The organism is Escherichia sp. E4702, from assembly GCF_963883545.1.
Taxonomy (GTDB): Bacteria; Pseudomonadota; Gammaproteobacteria; order Enterobacterales; family Enterobacteriaceae; genus Escherichia.
The window spans coordinates 34,688-50,016 of sequence record NZ_CAWORF010000028.1; the positions used below are offsets into that span (position 1 = coordinate 34,688).

The 15,329-nt window shown below is 51.2% G+C and carries 12 protein-coding genes and 4 pseudogenes; 9 read left to right on the forward strand and 7 right to left on the reverse strand.

All coding sequences use genetic code 11. From position 1 onward, the window contains the following. Nucleotides 1-22: 22 nt before the first annotated feature. Complete coding sequence (locus tag AACU94_RS24795) at nucleotides 23-187, reverse strand: DUF1127 domain-containing protein (protein WP_135489937.1); 165 nt, start codon at nucleotides 185-187, stop codon at nucleotides 23-25. A 176-nt stretch (nucleotides 188-363) separates the two neighbouring features. On the opposite strand from AACU94_RS24795, the gene AACU94_RS17795 reads away from it, so the two are divergent. After that, nucleotides 364-1,776 (forward strand): aminotransferase-like domain-containing protein, encoded by a 1,413-nt coding sequence (locus AACU94_RS17795; RefSeq protein ID WP_135489939.1) that lies wholly within the window; start codon nucleotides 364-366, stop codon nucleotides 1,774-1,776. Between the two features lie 241 nt (nucleotides 1,777-2,017). Here the strand turns inward: AACU94_RS17795 and AACU94_RS17800 are convergent, their stop codons facing one another. Continuing rightward, complete coding sequence (locus AACU94_RS17800) at nucleotides 2,018-2,974, reverse strand: Rpn family recombination-promoting nuclease/putative transposase (RefSeq protein ID WP_135489941.1); 957 nt, start codon at nucleotides 2,972-2,974, stop codon at nucleotides 2,018-2,020. A 184-nt stretch (nucleotides 2,975-3,158) separates the two neighbouring features. Between AACU94_RS17800 and AACU94_RS17805 the strand changes: the two genes are divergently transcribed. The 4 genes and pseudogenes from AACU94_RS17805 to AACU94_RS17820 all read left to right on the forward strand — a co-directional run bounded on the left by AACU94_RS17805 (nucleotide 3,159) and on the right by AACU94_RS17820 (nucleotide 6,787). Next, on the forward strand, nucleotides 3,159-4,439 hold the full coding sequence (locus tag AACU94_RS17805) for a DUF445 domain-containing protein (protein ID WP_130257913.1): 1,281 nt from the start codon (nucleotides 3,159-3,161) through the stop codon (nucleotides 4,437-4,439). A 34-nt stretch (nucleotides 4,440-4,473) separates the two neighbouring features. Next, a pseudogene (locus AACU94_RS17810) lies at nucleotides 4,474-4,634 on the forward strand (2-hydroxyacyl-CoA dehydratase); the annotation flags it as partial. Nucleotides 4,635-4,694: 60 nt separating this feature from the next. Next, on the forward strand, nucleotides 4,695-5,555 hold the full coding sequence (locus tag AACU94_RS17815; protein WP_130257914.1) for an SdiA-regulated domain-containing protein: 861 nt from the start codon (nucleotides 4,695-4,697) through the stop codon (nucleotides 5,553-5,555). 68 nt (nucleotides 5,556-5,623) lie between these two features. Continuing rightward, nucleotides 5,624-6,787 (forward strand): MFS transporter, encoded by a 1,164-nt coding sequence (locus AACU94_RS17820; protein WP_135489943.1) that lies wholly within the window; start codon nucleotides 5,624-5,626, stop codon nucleotides 6,785-6,787. Nucleotides 6,788-6,814: 27 nt separating this feature from the next. Here the strand turns inward: AACU94_RS17820 and kptA are convergent, their stop codons facing one another. Continuing rightward, nucleotides 6,815-7,369 carry an RNA 2'-phosphotransferase gene (gene kptA, locus AACU94_RS17825; protein WP_135489945.1) on the reverse strand — a complete coding sequence of 185 codons (555 nt, stop codon included), beginning with the start codon at nucleotides 7,367-7,369 and terminating at the stop codon, nucleotides 6,815-6,817. Between the two features lie 177 nt (nucleotides 7,370-7,546). Between kptA and AACU94_RS17830 the strand changes: the two are divergent. The 4 genes and pseudogenes from AACU94_RS17830 to AACU94_RS17845 form a co-directional block, all read left to right on the forward strand. Continuing rightward, nucleotides 7,547-7,735, forward strand: a pseudogene (locus AACU94_RS17830) (hypothetical protein); the annotation flags it as partial. A gap of 12 nt (nucleotides 7,736-7,747) precedes the next feature. Next, nucleotides 7,748-8,921 (forward strand): annotated as a pseudogene (iadA, locus tag AACU94_RS17835) (beta-aspartyl-peptidase). A 64-nt stretch (nucleotides 8,922-8,985) separates the two neighbouring features. Further along, entirely contained in the window at nucleotides 8,986-9,897 is a 912-nt protein-coding gene (gene hypT, locus AACU94_RS17840; protein ID WP_135486727.1) for a hypochlorite stress DNA-binding transcriptional regulator HypT, read from the forward strand. A 6-nt stretch (nucleotides 9,898-9,903) separates the two neighbouring features. After that, a pseudogene (locus AACU94_RS17845) lies at nucleotides 9,904-10,275 on the forward strand (putative PEP-binding protein); the annotation flags it as partial. A 47-nt stretch (nucleotides 10,276-10,322) separates the two neighbouring features. Here the strand turns inward: AACU94_RS17845 and iraD are convergent. The 4 genes from iraD to uxuA all read right to left on the reverse strand — a co-directional run bounded on the left by iraD (nucleotide 10,323) and on the right by uxuA (nucleotide 14,887). Next, nucleotides 10,323-10,706 carry an anti-adapter protein IraD gene (iraD, locus tag AACU94_RS17850; protein WP_033555723.1) on the reverse strand — a complete coding sequence of 128 codons (384 nt, stop codon included), beginning with the start codon at nucleotides 10,704-10,706 and terminating at the stop codon, nucleotides 10,323-10,325. A gap of 413 nt (nucleotides 10,707-11,119) precedes the next feature. Further along, nucleotides 11,120-11,893 carry a Uxu operon transcriptional regulator gene (gene uxuR / locus AACU94_RS17855; RefSeq protein WP_130216613.1) on the reverse strand — a complete coding sequence of 258 codons (774 nt, stop codon included), beginning with the start codon at nucleotides 11,891-11,893 and terminating at the stop codon, nucleotides 11,120-11,122. 268 nt (nucleotides 11,894-12,161) lie between these two features. Then, a complete protein-coding gene (locus tag AACU94_RS17860; protein ID WP_135489949.1) occupies nucleotides 12,162-13,622 on the reverse strand; it encodes a fructuronate reductase in 1,461 nt (486 codons plus the stop codon). Nucleotides 13,623-13,702: 80 nt separating this feature from the next. Next, on the reverse strand, nucleotides 13,703-14,887 hold the full coding sequence (uxuA, locus tag AACU94_RS17865) for a mannonate dehydratase (RefSeq protein ID WP_021564825.1): 1,185 nt from the start codon (nucleotides 14,885-14,887) through the stop codon (nucleotides 13,703-13,705). Nucleotides 14,888-15,329: the final 442 nt, after the last annotated feature.

The following is a 15,329-nucleotide window of genomic DNA, read 5'->3' on the forward strand; positions in this document are numbered from 1 at the left end:
TTATCCGCGACGAACTGCCCCCTCACTCCACATCCTCCCTGCGTAACCCAATATCTCTCAACCGCTCATCACTCATCTGCTGTAACACGCGCCGGGTCTGCTTTTTCAGCCACCAGGTCCTCACCGCCTGCCAGAGTTGCACCAGGCCAGTAAACGGCGCTTTAGCTTTGTTTTCGTGAAATTCCATCTGCTGCCTCCTCATCTTTCAGAGGCTTCATCATCCGCCTTCTGGCAGTTCACAATACAGATGCAAATATTACTTTTATTTAACATACAGACAGGTTAAAACAGCATCTGCATCCGGTTTTTTAGCCTCATCTGTACCGGTTTTTCTCTCTGTATGGTCCAAATAAGGAATACAGAATGACGCGTTATCAACATCTGGCAACTCTGCTTGCCGAGCGGATTGAGCAAGGGCTGTATCGTCACGGGGAGAAATTGCCGTCGGTGCGCAGCTTAAGTCAGGAGCACGGCGTCAGCATCAGTACCGTGCAGCAAGCGTATCAGATACTGGAGACGATGAAGCTCATCACTCCGCTGCCGCGTTCGGGTTATTTTGTCGCACAACGTAAAGCCCAGCCGCCAGTACCGCCGATGACGCGTCCGGTGCAGCGCCCAGTGGAGATTACCCAGTGGGACCAGGTACTGGATATGCTGGTAGCGCATAGCGATAGTTCCATTGTTCCGTTAAGCAAAAGCACGCCGGATGTCGAAGCGCCCAGCCTGAAACCGCTGTGGCGGGAGCTAAGCCGGGTGGTGCAGCATAATCTGCAAACCGTGCTCGGTTATGACTTGTTAGCCGGTCAGCGGGTATTGCGAGAGCAGATTGCCCGCCTGATGCTCGACAGCGGCTCGGTGGTCACCGCCGATGACATCATCATCACCAGCGGCTGCCATAACTCGATGTCGCTGGCGTTAATGGCGGTGTGTAAACCTGGCGATATTGTCGCAGTCGAATCCCCCTGTTATTACGGTTCGATGCAGATGCTGCGCGGTATGGGCGTGAAAGTGATTGAAATCCCAACCGATCCAGAAACAGGCATCAGCGTTGAAGCGCTGGAACTGGCGCTGGAACAGTGGCCGATTAAAGGCATCATTCTGGTGCCAAACTGTAATAATCCGCTGGGATTTATTATGCCGGACGCGCGCAAACGGGCCGTTCTCTCTCTCGCTCAGCGTCATGATATTGTAATTTTTGAAGATGATGTCTACGGCGAACTGGCAACGGAGTATCCGCGCCCGCGGACCATTCACTCCTGGGATATCGATGGGCGAGTGCTGCTGTGCAGCTCGTTCAGTAAAAGCATTGCGCCTGGCCTGCGCGTGGGTTGGGTCGCGCCGGGACGTTATCACGATAAACTGCTGCATATGAAATATGCCATCAGCAGCTTTAATGTACCGTCTACGCAAATGGCGGCGGCGACGTTTGTGCTGGAAGGTCACTATCATCGCCATATCCGGCGGATGCGGCAGATCTATCAGCGCAATATGGCGCTTTATACCTGCTGGATACGGGAATATTTTCCCTGCGAAATCTGTATTACGCGCCCGAAAGGCGGATTTTTACTGTGGATAGAATTGCCTGAACAGGTCGATATGGTCTGCGTCGCGCGGCAACTGTACCGCATGAAAATCCAGGTGGCGGCAGGCTCGATTTTCTCGGCTTCCGGCAAATACCGTAATTGTCTGCGCATCAACTGCGCTTTGCCGCTCAGCGAAACCTATCGCGAAGCACTGAAGCAAATTGGCGAGGCCGTGTATCGGGCAATGGAATGAATTCGAAATAGTGGCGAAGCGCCTGATTTCCTCTCACGAATAGCGTGTGACTCGTTTTATCTTTATAGCGACATCGCCACGTTCCGGCATGGCTTAGGCAAAGTGCGCTTTGTTCATGCCGGATGCGGCGTGAACGCCTTACCCGGCCTACAAACCGCGCAAATTCAATAGATTGCAGAGATAATGTAGGTCTGATAAGCGTAGCGCATCAGGCAGCTTTGCGTTTGTCATCAGTCTCTGATTAGTACTCGATCCATGGATCGCGCTTGCTTTCAGGCAAGGGCTGATCTAATGCCTGCATTTGCTCTGCCGAAAGTCCGGTATATCGTTGTATCCATTCAGGATCCGCCCCATTCTGCAACAACAATCGGAGGAGGCTCTGTTCCCCTTCTTCTTTCCCTTCTTTCCTCCCCCTCTCCCTTCCCAACAGCCATCCATCATTATGAATTCGCTCTGCAATCGTCATTATTCGCTCCCTGTGTTGTGGCATTCGACTGGTTAGTTCGCTGATAAACTCTTTAAAACTCGCTTCATCGCCAGCCAGTAAAATGTAATTTAACAGCGCGGTTATCTGGCTGTCATTAGCGCACCCTGTAACCAGTAATACTGCCAGTTGATCAATAAGCCCCATTAGATCGCGCTGGCGAATATGCTTTTGGATCAACTCCAACAGGGCGACTCTGCGGTGCTGCACAATCTCGTCGTCTGGCACGACAGTGATATCCACCAGCGGGAACGCGGCGGTATAAAGCTTCCGTGCGGTAGTCGGGTCGGCAAATTCGTCCAGCCAGCACAAAGACCAGGGGTAAGGACTACGGCTACCGTGATAAAACAGCATCGGGATGACCAGCGGTAGCGGCTGGCGTTTATCATGCTCGATATGGCGCTGCATCACCGCCATGGAATAGCGCATCAGGCGAAACGCCATATGGATATCCTCACGGCTCTGATGTTCAATCACCACATAGATATAACCATCGCCTTCGCGGGTCTTTACCGACCACAGAATATCGGAATGTAGCGCCCGCAATTTTTCATCGACAAAGCTGGCGGATTCCAGTTTTAAGGTGTCGAGATCGCACAGCTCACGTAAATCTTTAGGTAAGTGGATCTCCATAAAATCCCGCGCGGTGTCAGGGTGCGTGAGAAAGGATTTAAATAATGCGTCATGCGGCGTGCTGCTCGTGAAGTTTGTCATGGCGATCCGTCACCTGTAGATAAGATGGCCCGACTTTAGCGACTAACAAAACCATTCTCACCTGGCAATTTCCCGTTCCCCGAGGCGCTTTCCAGGCTATTTTTATTCTTCTGCAAACGATACATTTTTATGGAAGATATCTCGCTTTTTGCGTTTTCTTACCGTCAGGCTCTATTCTTACGATATGAATAAAATCATTGAACTCCGACGCGCCAAAATGCTGGCGCTCTCTTTGCTGCTCGTTGCTGCCGCGACTTTTATCGTTACGCTGTTTTTACCGCCTAATTTTTGGGTGAGCGGCGTGAAGGCGATTGCCGAAGCGGCGATGGTCGGCGCGCTGGCGGACTGGTTTGCGGTGGTGGCGCTGTTTCGCCGCGTGCCGATACCGATTATTTCTCGCCATACGGCGATTATTCCGCGTAATAAAGACCGGATTGGCGAAAATCTCGGCCAGTTCGTGCAGGAAAAATTTCTCGATACTCAATCGCTGGTAGCGCTAATCCGGCGTCATGAACCGGCGTTGTTAATTGGCAACTGGTTTAGTCAACCGGAAAACGCCCGTCGCGTTGGGCAGCATCTGTTGCAGATCATGAGCGGTTTTCTCGAACTGACCGATGATGCGCGTATTCAGCGTCTGCTCAAGCGCGCGGTGCATAAGGCGATCGATAAAGTGGATCTTTCCGGCACCAGTGCGTTGATGCTGGAGAGCATGACCAAAAACGATCGTCATCAGGTACTGCTCGATACGTTGATCGCACAACTGATCGCCCTGCTTCAGCGCGATAAATCGCGCAAGTTTATTGCCCAGCAAATTGTTCGTTGGCTGGAGAGCGAACATCCGCTGAAAGCGAAAATCTTGCCTACCGAATGGCTGGGCGAACACAGTGCGGAGTTGGTTTCTGACGCCGTGAATTCTTTGCTTGATGATATCAGCCGCGATCGCGCACATCAGATCCGCCATGCGTTTGATCGCGCTACCTTCGCGCTGATCGAGAAACTGAAAAACGATCCGGAAATGGCGGCGCGGGCCGACGCCGTGAAAAGTTATCTGAAAGAAGATGAAGCATTTAACCGCTATCTTGGTGAATTGTGGGGAGATTTGCGGGAGTGGTTGAAAGCGGATATCAACAGCGAAGATTCTCGCGTGAAAGAACGTATTGCTCGTGCAGGACAGTGGTTTGGCGAGACGTTAATTGCCGATGATGCCCTGCGCGCCTCGTTAAATGGTCATCTGGAACAGGCCGCGCACCGCGTCGCGCCAGAGTTTTCGGCATTCCTGACTCGCCACATCAGCGATACGGTAAAAAGCTGGGATGCGCGCGATATGTCGCGGCAGATCGAGTTAAATATTGGCAAGGACCTCCAGTTTATCCGTGTTAACGGCACGCTAGTCGGCGGTTGTATTGGTCTGATTTTGTATTTGTTGTCGCAGATCCCGGCCTTGCTACCCTTCAGCAATTTTTAGGAAGCGATAAAAATTATGCCAGGGGCGAACTGAGAAAAGCAGCTACAGTTTCAGCAAAATCGATAATGCCCCTACTTCTATTTTTCTGATCTGGTGGTCAGTGAAGCTATCTGCGACAGCAAAAAGAAAATGTACGAATACATGGCGGCGTTTAAACCTGTTCATGTAATGCAACAGCCGAACGGCGTTAAGGATTCATTAAGATCGCTACGTATACTTCTCGATATCTTATTGATTTGCCTTAAAGGGATTACCGTGACAAAAAGTATTTCGTTAAGTAAACGCATCTCCGTTATTGTGATTCTTTTTGCCATTGTGGCAGTGTGTACTTTCTTCGTGCAGTCTTGCGCCCGTAAAAGCAATCATGCAGCATCATTTCAGAATTACCACGCCACCATTGACGGCAAAGAAATTGCAGGCGTAACGAATAATATCTCCTCGCTGACCTGGTCGGCACAGAGCAATACCCTGTTTAGCACTATCAACAAACCTGCCGCCATTGTTGAAATGACCACCAATGGCGATTTGATCCGCACTATTCCTCTGGATTTTGTTAAGGATCTCGAGACGATCGAATACATTGGCGATAATCAGTTTGTCATTAGCGATGAGCGCGATTATGCCATTTATGTGATTTCACTGACCCCAAACTCGGAAGTAAAAATCCTCAAAAAAATAAAGATCCCGCTGCAAGAATCCCCAACCAATTGCGGTTTTGAAGGGTTGGCCTACTCTCGTCAGGATCACACTTTCTGGTTTTTTAAAGAGAAAAACCCGATTGAAGTCTACAAAGTTAACGGGCTGTTAAGTAGCAATGAATTGCACATCAGCAAAGACAAGACACTACAACGGCAATTTACTTTAGATGATGTGTCCGGCGCAGAATTTAACCAACAAAAAAATACGCTTCTGGTGCTGTCTCATGAATCACGCGCACTCCAGGAAGTAACGCTGGCTGGCGAGGTTATCGGTGAAATGTCACTAACCAAAGGCAGTCGAGGTTTGTCGCATAACATCAAACAGGCCGAAGGGGTTGCGATGGATGCCTCTGGTAATATTTATATCGTTAGCGAACCAAATCATTTTTATCGCTTTACCCCTAAATCATCACATTAACAGGCTGGCATGTTTCACCTTTTTGTTATTAACTTGTTAACTACAAAAAAATACAAACAAGGTGAAACATGCCCCCGTCTTCGCATCCCGTAGAACGCTTTTCTTTCAGCACCGCGCTTTTCGGGATGCTGGTTCTGACCTTAGGTATGGGATTAGGTCGCTTCCTTTATACACCTATGTTGCCCGTCATGATGGCGGAAGGGGCGTTTTCATTTAGCCAGCTCTCGTGGATTGCCAGCGGCAACTACGCGGGGTATCTGGCTGGCAGTCTGCTATTTTCGTTTGGCGCATTTCACCAGCCGTCGCGCCTGCGCCCATTTCTGTTGGCTTCTGCCCTGGCGAGCGGATTGTTGATCCTCGCAATGGCATGGTTACCGCCATTTATTCTGGTGTTATTGATTCGCTTCCTGGCGGGTGTCGCCAGCGCCGGAATGCTGATTTTTGGTTCAACGCTGATTATGCAGCACACGCGCCATCCTTTTGTGCTGGCAGCTTTGTTTTCTGGCGTTGGCATTGGCATCGCGCTGGGCAATGAATATGTTCTGGCAGGCCTGCATTTTGCCCTCTCCTCGCAAACGTTATGGCAAGGCGCCGGGGCGCTTTCTGGCATGATGCTGATTGCACTTACGCTTTTAATGCCCTCGAAAAAACACGCCATCGCACCAACGCCATTGGCAAAAACGGAGCAACAAATAATGAGCTGGTGGTTACTGGCTATTCTGTACGGCCTGGCGGGATTTGGTTATATCATCGTCGCGACTTACCTGCCGCTCATGGCGAAAGATGCAGGCTCACCATTGTTAACCGCCCATCTCTGGACGTTAGTCGGCTTATCAATTGTGCCTGGTTGCTTTGGCTGGCTATGGGCAGCCAAACGTTGGGGGGCTTTGCCCTGCCTGACGGCGAATTTACTGGTGCAGGCTATCTGTGTGCTGCTTACCCTCGCCAGCGACTCGTCTCTCTTGCTTATCATCAGTAGTATCGGTTTTGGCGGTACCTTTATGGGCACGACATCTCTGGTGATGACTATCGCCCGCCAACTGAGCGTACCGGGAAATCTCAATCTTTTAGGCTTTGTGACGCTCATTTACGGCATTGGGCAAATCCTCGGCCCGGCGCTGACCAGTATGCTCGGCAATGGAACATCGGCGCTTGCCAGCGCCACTCTCTGCGGCGCGGCGGCGTTGTTTATTGCTGCGCTTATCAGCACAGTGCAATTATTTAAGCGATAAGTGGTCGCTTCATAAGGGCTGTTTCCCTTACCACTCAAGAAACTCAACCGCAACCGTTGATGTCAGCCAGACCCCGTTTTCTGCTTGCCAGAAAGGGATCCCTCGTTTCGCCATTTCCTGTGCTTTGACGGTTAAGATAACCGGCGAACCGTGTCTTGCCCCGACTTTGCGGGCCGTTGCTTCATCAGCAGAGAGATGCACATGATGACGCTCCCCTGCAATCAGCCCCTGTTTTTTTATCGCCTCAAGAAAACGGCTTGCCGTACCGTGGTAGAGAAATTGTGGCGGTGTTTTTTCGATGAAGGCAATAGCGACCTGCGAAGTCGAATGCCCCTGAACGGCGCGAATGCACGTACCATCACTGGAATAACTAAAGCGCTTCTTATCGCTGGTTGCGACCACAGTATCCAGTAATGCGCGGGTTAACCGCTTGCCCGCTTTTTGTGCACAGAGTATGAGCTTATCGATATCCGCCCATCCTTCACGGTCCAGCACGATGCCAATCGCCTCCGGTTTATGTCGGAGGACAAAACTTAAAAACTTGCTCGTCTCTGCCAGCTCTTTGTCGTTGTATTTTGCCATTTTGCATTCGTCCTTGTATTCGCCGCCTTTACTCACCAGCCGTTATTGTCACTGTGTTTATGAATTTTCTGCAACTCAATCCTTACAGGAAGGTTCTCCTCGCAGCGTAATTTTTCCACCTAGCCGCCACAAGCATACATAATGGGGATTGTTATGGCACAACAAGGGGATACTGTAGCTGGCGCATTAACCGGCCACGATGTCACGGTATTACTTCCCGCGATGTATTTAATGGGCAACCCGGTGCAAAATGTTGGTCGCTGCCTGGGAACAGCCGAAGTGAATGCCAAATATTACCCGCATATCATTACGGTCTGCGTGATTAACGCATTGCTGTCGATCTGGGTTATGCAGCTTATTGTTTAACAAGGAGTTACCATGATTGATTATTCCGCAGCCGGTTTATACCCTGCTGCAGGGAGCGCATTTGTATGCGCCCGAAGATCGGGGAATTTGCGATGTCCTCGTCGCTAACGGCAAGATTATTGCCGTTGCCAGTAACATCCCTTCTGACATCGTACCGGACTGCACGATTGTCGATCTCAGCGGGCAGATCCTCTGCCCAGGTTTTATTGATCAACACGTCCATTTAATTGGCGGCGGTGGCGAAGCTGGCCCTACCACACGTACGCCGGAAGTGGCATTAAGTCGACTGACAGAAGCGGGCGTCACGTCAGTGGTTGGTCTGCTCGGCACCGACTCTATCTCTCGCCACCCGGAATCCTTACTCGCCAAGACTCGTGCGCTCAATGAAGAAGGCATCAGCGCCTGGATGCTGACCGGTGCTTATCATGTGCCTTCCCGTACCATTACAGGCTCGGTGGAAAAAGATGTGGCGATTATCGATCGCGTGATTGGCGTGAAATGCGCCATCTCTGATCACCGTTCTGCCGCACCGGACGTTTATCACCTGGCCAATATGGCGGCGGAATCCCGCGTTGGAGGTTTGCTCGGCGGTAAACCTGGCGTCACCGTGTTCCACATGGGCGACAGCAAAAAGGCGTTACAGCCTATCTATGACCTTATTGAGAACTGCGACGTACCCATCAGCAAGTTGCTGCCGACCCACGTTAACCGCAACGTTCCGTTGTTTGAGCAGGCGCTGGAGTTCGCGCGCAAAGGCGGCACCATCGATATCACCAGCAGCATTGACGAACCGGTCGCCCCTGCCGAAGGTATTGCCCGCGCCGTTCAGGCGGGTATTCCGCTGGCCCGCGTTACCCTTAGCTCCGACGGCAACGGCAGTCAGCCGTTCTTTGACGATGAAGGGAATTTAACGCATCTCGGTGTTGCGGGTTTTGAGACGTTGCTGGAAACCGTGCAAGTGTTAGTCAAAGACTATGGCTTTAGTATCAGCGATGCCCTGCGTCCACTCACCAGCAGCGTCGCTGGTTTCCTCAACCTGACCGGTAAAGGCGAAATTCTGCCGGGCAATGACGCAGATCTGTTAGTGATGACACCGCAGTTGCGTATTGAGCAGGTATACGCTCGCGGCAAACTGATGGTCAAAGACGGCAAAGCGTGTGTGAAAGGAACGTTTGAAACTGCATAAGCAGTTGTCAGCCGCCCGAATGGACGTAGAATGCCCGCAAGGGCGGCTGACAGAGTAAAACGCAATGGATGACAATGGTTCGGTCTTGCATAATATTGAAACCAAATGGCTTTACGATTTTTTAACGCTGGAAAAATGCCGTAACTTTTCCCAGGCGGCAGTCAGTCGCAACGTATCACAACCGGCATTCAGCCGCCGGATACGCGCGCTGGAACAGGCGATTGGCGTTGAGTTATTTAATCGCCAGGTAACGCCGCTACAACTCTCGGAACAAGGGAAAATATTCCATTCGCAGATCCGTCATCTGTTGCAACAGTTAGAGAGCAACCTTGCAGAACTCCGTGGTGGCAGCGATTACGCGCAACGCAAAATTAAAATAGCCGCTGCACACTCTCTTTCCCTCGGGCTGTTACCGTCCATTATCAGCCAGATGCCACCGCTCTTTACCTGGGCGATTGAAGCTATTGATGTCGATGAAGCGGTCGATAAACTGCGCGAAGGGCAAAGTGATTGTATTTTTTCGTTTCACGACGAAGACTTACTGGAAGCGCCGTTCGACCACATTCGGTTGTTTGAATCACGTCTGTTCCCCGTCTGCGCCGTTAACGAACAGGGGGAAGCGCTTTTTAGCCTCGCGCAGCCGCACTTTCCTCTACTCAACTACAGTCGTAATTCCTACATGGGGCGATTGATTAACCGCACCCTGACGCGCCACGGCGAGTTAAGTTTCAGCACCTTTTTCGTGTCTTCAATGAGCGAGTTATTAAAGCAGGTTGCCCTCGACGGCTGTGGGATTGCCTGGCTACCGGAGTACGCCATACAACAAGAAATTCGCAGCGGGCAGCTCATTGTCCTGAATCGAGACGAATTAGTTATCCCGATTCAGGCCTACGCATACCGGATGAACACACGGATGAATCCCGTTGCAGAGCGTTTCTGGCGTGAACTGCGCGAGCTGGAGATTGAACCTGGCTGAAAGTTTTCTGCAGAAAATCTTCCAGCGCTGGGAATTATGATTGAGGTTCCTGCCGCAGTCATGATTGCAGACAAATTAGCCAGTGAAGTCGATTTCTTTTCCATCGGCACCAACGATCTGACGCAATATATTATGGCGGCAGACAGAGGAAATAGTACCGTCGCGGAACTGGTCGATTATCGTAATGACGCGGTGATTAACACTATTGCTATGGTGTGTCAGGCCGGATGTAATAATGAAATTCCGGTCAGTATGTGCGGCGAAATGGCTGGAGATACCCAGCAAACAGCACGACTGCTCACTATGGGGATTGATAAGCTCAATGCCAGTCCATCCCGACTTCCGGCCTTGAAAGCAGCAATCAGAACCTCCCACTAATTGTGACCTAACGCGATACGTCTTGAGCGTATCGCGTTTCCCATCATTTACTGCGGCATCGTGCGATGCCAGCTCCCCTTCTGCCAGACCAGGTCAAACGTTAGCGGCTCATCATCGTGGTACAGCATCATCTCCAGACTAATGACCAACTCGTGGCAATAGACTGCTTTCAGATTGACCTGCAATGCCGCAATACGTGGCTCATGAAATAAAAGCGCTGAACGTAACTGGCGGCAATACCAACTCTGGAGAAGCTTGTCGCTCTGATTATGCCCTTGCCACTCAGGCATGCCTGAAACAAGTAATATTGGTAGCGGTGAATGGGGAGAACTAAAAAGTTGAAAGAGATCCCGGCATACGGAATCACGCAGCGATAACGTATTGTTCCCTGTACTTTCAGGTAATACCGTCTGAACTGATTGGCGCATCATTTTGCGCACTCCTGACGTTTAGTGGCATCTGTATCCTGCCCTGGCTGCTGGACACCACTGGGTTGATGCTCATATTCCATAATCATTCCTTTATGCTCATTGCGTCCCTGGCACTTTCATAAGGGATTTATAAGATCCGCCAAAGATAAAACACTGTACAGAAAAGAATATCCACTGACTTTTTATTTAAAAAGGTATCATTTGACAAAAGTCATTAAACATAACGGAAATACGTTAACATATTCTGATTATTCCGAATAATTTCTCAGCGTTAAACTGATATATAATTATTCCAAAACAATATATCGTACGTAATGATTAAATTACGCATAATATATTCTGCAGAACATAATTAATTATTCAGGGAACATACATAGTGCAAAGCGGTTCAACTTTGCACCAGAAATGAGGGATCAGGCGTCCACTTTATCCAACGGCCACGAATCAAACAGATAACCATCGAAATAGATGTCATCGACGTTAGAGAACTCCAGCAAGCGCTGCTTCACATTCTCCAGATGCTGCCACATCGCCAGTTTTGCCGCGCGGGCATCTTTCTTGATTAACGCAGCCAGGATCTGTTTGTGATCGTCTAACCACTCTTTGCGGTATAAGCTGTCATCGAGATGGCTATGTAACTGGATCCACATTGGATTATTTTCCCGCCACTCCCAGGACTGACGGAACAGTTCCACCAGCATGCTGTTATGCGTGGCTTCAGCAATAGCAAGGTGGAACTGCATGTCGCCGCTTTCGCTACTGCCCGGCGCACTGGAGGCCAGTTCACGCTCTTCCAGTTGCAATGCCTGACGCATTTTAACGATGTCTTCGCGGGTAGCCTGCAAAGCGGCAAACTCGGCGATGTTACTTTCCAGCAACTGGCGCGCCTGTAACAGTTCAAAAGGACCGGCGTCATTGCAGACGTTGGCCTCTGCGCTCTCTGCATTGTGGCTGGGTAAACTGTCGAGAACATAAATACCGGCACCACGTCGTACTTCTACCAGCCCTTTGATCTCCAGCATGATCAGTGCCTCACGCACCACCGTGCGGGTGACATCCAGCATTTCTGCGATTTCACGCTCCGGCGGTAGCCGTTCGCCAGGATTGTACGGCGTCTTAAGGATCAGATCGCGGATCATCGCCCCAACTTCCTGGTAAGGTCTTTGCGCAGAGGTGGCAGATTTCATGATGTTGTGTCCGTTAGATGCGATTAATCAAATTATTGCCGGATGCGGCGTGAACGCCTTATTCGGCCTACAAAGAGTGCGTATTCAATAAATTGCGATTGATCCGTAGGCCCGACAGGCTTGCTTACCGGGCAATTTTACGTTGACCGTTAATTTCAAACTATACCATTAGCACTGGAAGTTGGCACGTACAGGTGGGCAAAAAACGAAAACTGGTCAACCAAATATGATTTTGATTGACCAGTAAGTCTGTAGGGTAATCAGTCAGTTACAGTGCAGCCACACACTCACGCGCGCCGCGCTCGCACAGCTGCTGATATGCTGCAGTCACCGCGCCAACAAAGTCTGCATTTTGCGGCAGATCATCGGCAAAGATACCGCTCAGGCCCAGCAACGCTTTCACGCGGTCTGCGCCCTGATACTGCGCATTGATCTTCTGGAACTCGGCCTGCATCGGGTCTACCACGTCAATGGCATTACCCTGCTCATCCACGCCCTGGGTGTAACGCATCCAGCCCGCTACGCCAAGCGCCAGGTGACGCCAGCTACCGCCGTTTTGCAGGTGTAAACGCACCGGGTCCAGCAGACGCTGCGGTAACTTCTGGCTGCCGTCCATCGCAATCTGCCAGGTGCGGTGACGCAGAGACGGGTTGCTGAAACGCTCGATCAGCAGCGTCGCATAGGCGTTCAGATCAGTCCCTTCCGGCATCGACAGCGTTGGTGCTTGTTCCTGCATCATCAGGGCAAAGGCCGCTTTGCGATAATCCGGGTTAGTCATGGTGTCGGCAATGGTTTCATAGCCGCCGAGGTAACCGAGGTATGCCAGGAAAGAGTGGCTGCCGTTAAGCATACGCAGTTTCATCATTTCGAACGGCACAACATCGGCAACAAACTGCGCGCCGACTTTATCCCAGTCCGGGCGACCGTTAACAAAGTTATCTTCAATTACCCACTGACGGAACGGTTCGCAGGCAATGGCGCACGGGTCATAAACGCCCAGCTGGTCAGCAATTTCCTGTAAGGTTTCTGGCGTCGCCGCCGGAACGATGCGGTCAACCATGGTGCACGGAAAGGTGACGTTCTCTTCAATCCATGCCGCCAGCTGCGGATCACGCGCCTGAGCCAGCCCCAGAACCGCAACCTTCGCCACATGACCGTTTTCACGTACGTTGTCGCAGGACATCACCGTGAACGCTTTCAGCCCTTTTTCACGACGCAGGCGCAGGGCTTCTACGATGTAACCAATTGCGGACTTCGGCGCGGTCGGATTTTCCAGATCGTGCTTGATCAGCGGGTTATTGAGATCCAGCTGACCGCTTGCCGCATCGGCACAGTAGCCTTTTTCCGTGACCGTCAGGGAGACAATCGCCGTCTGCGGACGCGCCATCGCGTTGAGAATACCTTCGCAACCGTCGATTTCCGGATGCAGGGCTTCTTTCATCGAACCGATAATTTTCAGTTCGGTGCTTTCCGCGCCTTTTTCCGCCACGGTGTACAGCAGTTGCTGTTTTTTCAGGTTTTCGATCAGCACGCGGTCGTTGCCTGGCATCAGGTTAACTTCGCAGATACCCCAGTCGCTGTCGGTACTTTCCAGCAGATGATGGGTGTACAGCGCCTGGTGCGCGCGGTGAAACGCCCCGCAACCGAGATGCACAATGCGTGATTCCAGACGAGAATGATCCCATGACGGGCGGGCAACCGGCAGATTGCTGTCAACAATAGTAGTCATCGTAAACTCCAGAATCCGTCTTCAGAGAGTGACGGCAAGGAAGAAGGAACCGGCACGGCGCGCAGCCATGCCGGTGGATATTAACGGCTAAAGAAAGCGCGCTGGATCGCCAGTTCGACACCGCGAACTTCGGCCAGGCCTTTCAGACGACCAATTGCGGAGTAACCAGGGTTGGTTTTCTTCTTCAGGTCGTCCAGCATCTGATGACCGTGGTCCGGACGCATCGGGATCAGGTCTTCTTTGCCTTCCGCTTTACGACGGTGCTCTTCTTCAACAATCGCTTTCACCACTTCGTACATATCAACGTCGCCGTGCAGGTGCGCCGCTTCGTGGAAGGTTTTCGGGTTATCTTCACGCATGGTGGAGCGCAGATGGGTGAAGTAAATACGCGGACCGAACTGCTTGATCATATCAACCAGATCGTTGTCAGCACGCACGCCGTAGGAACCGGTGCACATGGTGAAACCGTTCGCCATGCTGTTTACGGTATCAACCATCCACTGCATATCTTCAATGGTGGAAACGATACGCGGCAGGCCGAGGATCGGGCGCGGCGGATCGTCCGGGTGAACAGCCATACGCACGCCAACTTCTTCGGCAACTGGAATAATCGCTTTCAGGAAGACGGCAAAGTTTTCGCGCAGCTTCGCTTTATCGATATCTTTGTACAGCTCCAGGTGCTTACGGAACTGGTCGAGGGTATACCCTTCTTCCGCGCCCGGCAGACCAGCGATGATGTTACGGGTAAGACGCGCTTTGTCTTCGTCGCTCATGGTGGCGAAGCGTTCAGCTGCCTGAGCAATTTCTTCTTCGGTGTAATCCGCTTCCGCGCCTGGACGTTTCAGGATGTGCATTTCGAATGCAGCGAATTCGATCTGGTCGAAGCGCAGAGCTTTGGAGCCGTCTGGCAGCACGTATTCGAGGTCAGTACGGGTCCAGTCGAGCACCGGCATGAAGTTATAGCACACGGTGCGGATACCGCACTGCGCCAGGTTGCGCAGGGTCTGCTGATAGTTAGCGATCCACTGCTCATAGTTGCCAGTGTGGGTTTTGATATCTTCGTGAATTGGCACGCTTTCCACGACAGACCACACCAGACCTGCGTCTTCAACGATAGCCTTGCGTTTGAGGATCTCTTCAACGGACCATACTTCGCCGTTCGGGATATGGTGCAGCGCGGTAACCACGCCAGTTGCGCCCGCCTGACGGACATCAGCTAAAGAAACCGGATCGTTAGGGCCGTACCAGCGCCAGGTCTGTTCCATGTTTATTCCTCTTTCACGTAGTGGGTTCAACAGCGAAGAGACGCGGAACCCCGGAGTTGTTTAGGTATCCGAATGAACGACCAGACCGCAGCCGTGGCGTTGCATCGGATGAGATGGCGTATAAGTTCTACCTTTTGGTAATACATGTCAACCTGAAATCTAAAATTGGTTAACCACATCACAAGAAATCTACTCTCATGTCGGTTACTGCAAATGACAACACAGGGAGATCAGCGGTTAGTGATCGGGGGATGTGACATTCATCGCAATAATGGTTGACCAATTTACATAACGTGTCGTCCAACATAACAATGGATTAACCTACTCCCCCATTGCATAAGTTGTGACCGACACAACAAAACTGATGTTGTTGCAAAGATTGCTACTTAGTTTTGGTATAAAAGGTATACAGGCACATGGTGCAACATTTGAATTCCAGCGA

What these genes read in the sequence shown, in the direction of transcription:
- AACU94_RS17860 (WP_135489949.1), bottom strand. Translation starts at nt 13,622, where the DNA reads ATGACTACTATTGTTGACAGCAATCTGCCGGTTGCCCGCCCGTCATGG.
- kptA (WP_135489945.1), bottom strand. Translation starts at nt 7,369, where the DNA reads ATGGCAAAATACAACGACAAAGAGCTGGCAGAGACGAGCAAGTTTTTA.
- AACU94_RS24795 (WP_135489937.1), bottom strand. Translation starts at nt 187, where the DNA reads ATGGAATTTCACGAAAACAAAGCTAAAGCGCCGTTTACTGGCCTGGTG.
- uxuA (WP_021564825.1), bottom strand. Translation starts at nt 14,887, where the DNA reads ATGGAACAGACCTGGCGCTGGTACGGCCCTAACGATCCGGTTTCTTTA.
- AACU94_RS17805 (WP_130257913.1), top strand. Translation starts at nt 3,159, where the DNA reads ATGAATAAAATCATTGAACTCCGACGCGCCAAAATGCTGGCGCTCTCT.
- AACU94_RS17795 (WP_135489939.1), top strand. Translation starts at nt 364, where the DNA reads ATGACGCGTTATCAACATCTGGCAACTCTGCTTGCCGAGCGGATTGAG.
- AACU94_RS17820 (WP_135489943.1), top strand. Translation starts at nt 5,624, where the DNA reads ATGCCCCCGTCTTCGCATCCCGTAGAACGCTTTTCTTTCAGCACCGCG.
- iraD (WP_033555723.1), bottom strand. Translation starts at nt 10,706, where the DNA reads ATGATGCGCCAATCAGTTCAGACGGTATTACCTGAAAGTACAGGGAAC.
- hypT (WP_135486727.1), top strand. Translation starts at nt 8,986, where the DNA reads ATGGATGACAATGGTTCGGTCTTGCATAATATTGAAACCAAATGGCTT.
- uxuR (WP_130216613.1), bottom strand. Translation starts at nt 11,893, where the DNA reads ATGAAATCTGCCACCTCTGCGCAAAGACCTTACCAGGAAGTTGGGGCG.
- AACU94_RS17800 (WP_135489941.1), bottom strand. Translation starts at nt 2,974, where the DNA reads ATGACAAACTTCACGAGCAGCACGCCGCATGACGCATTATTTAAATCC.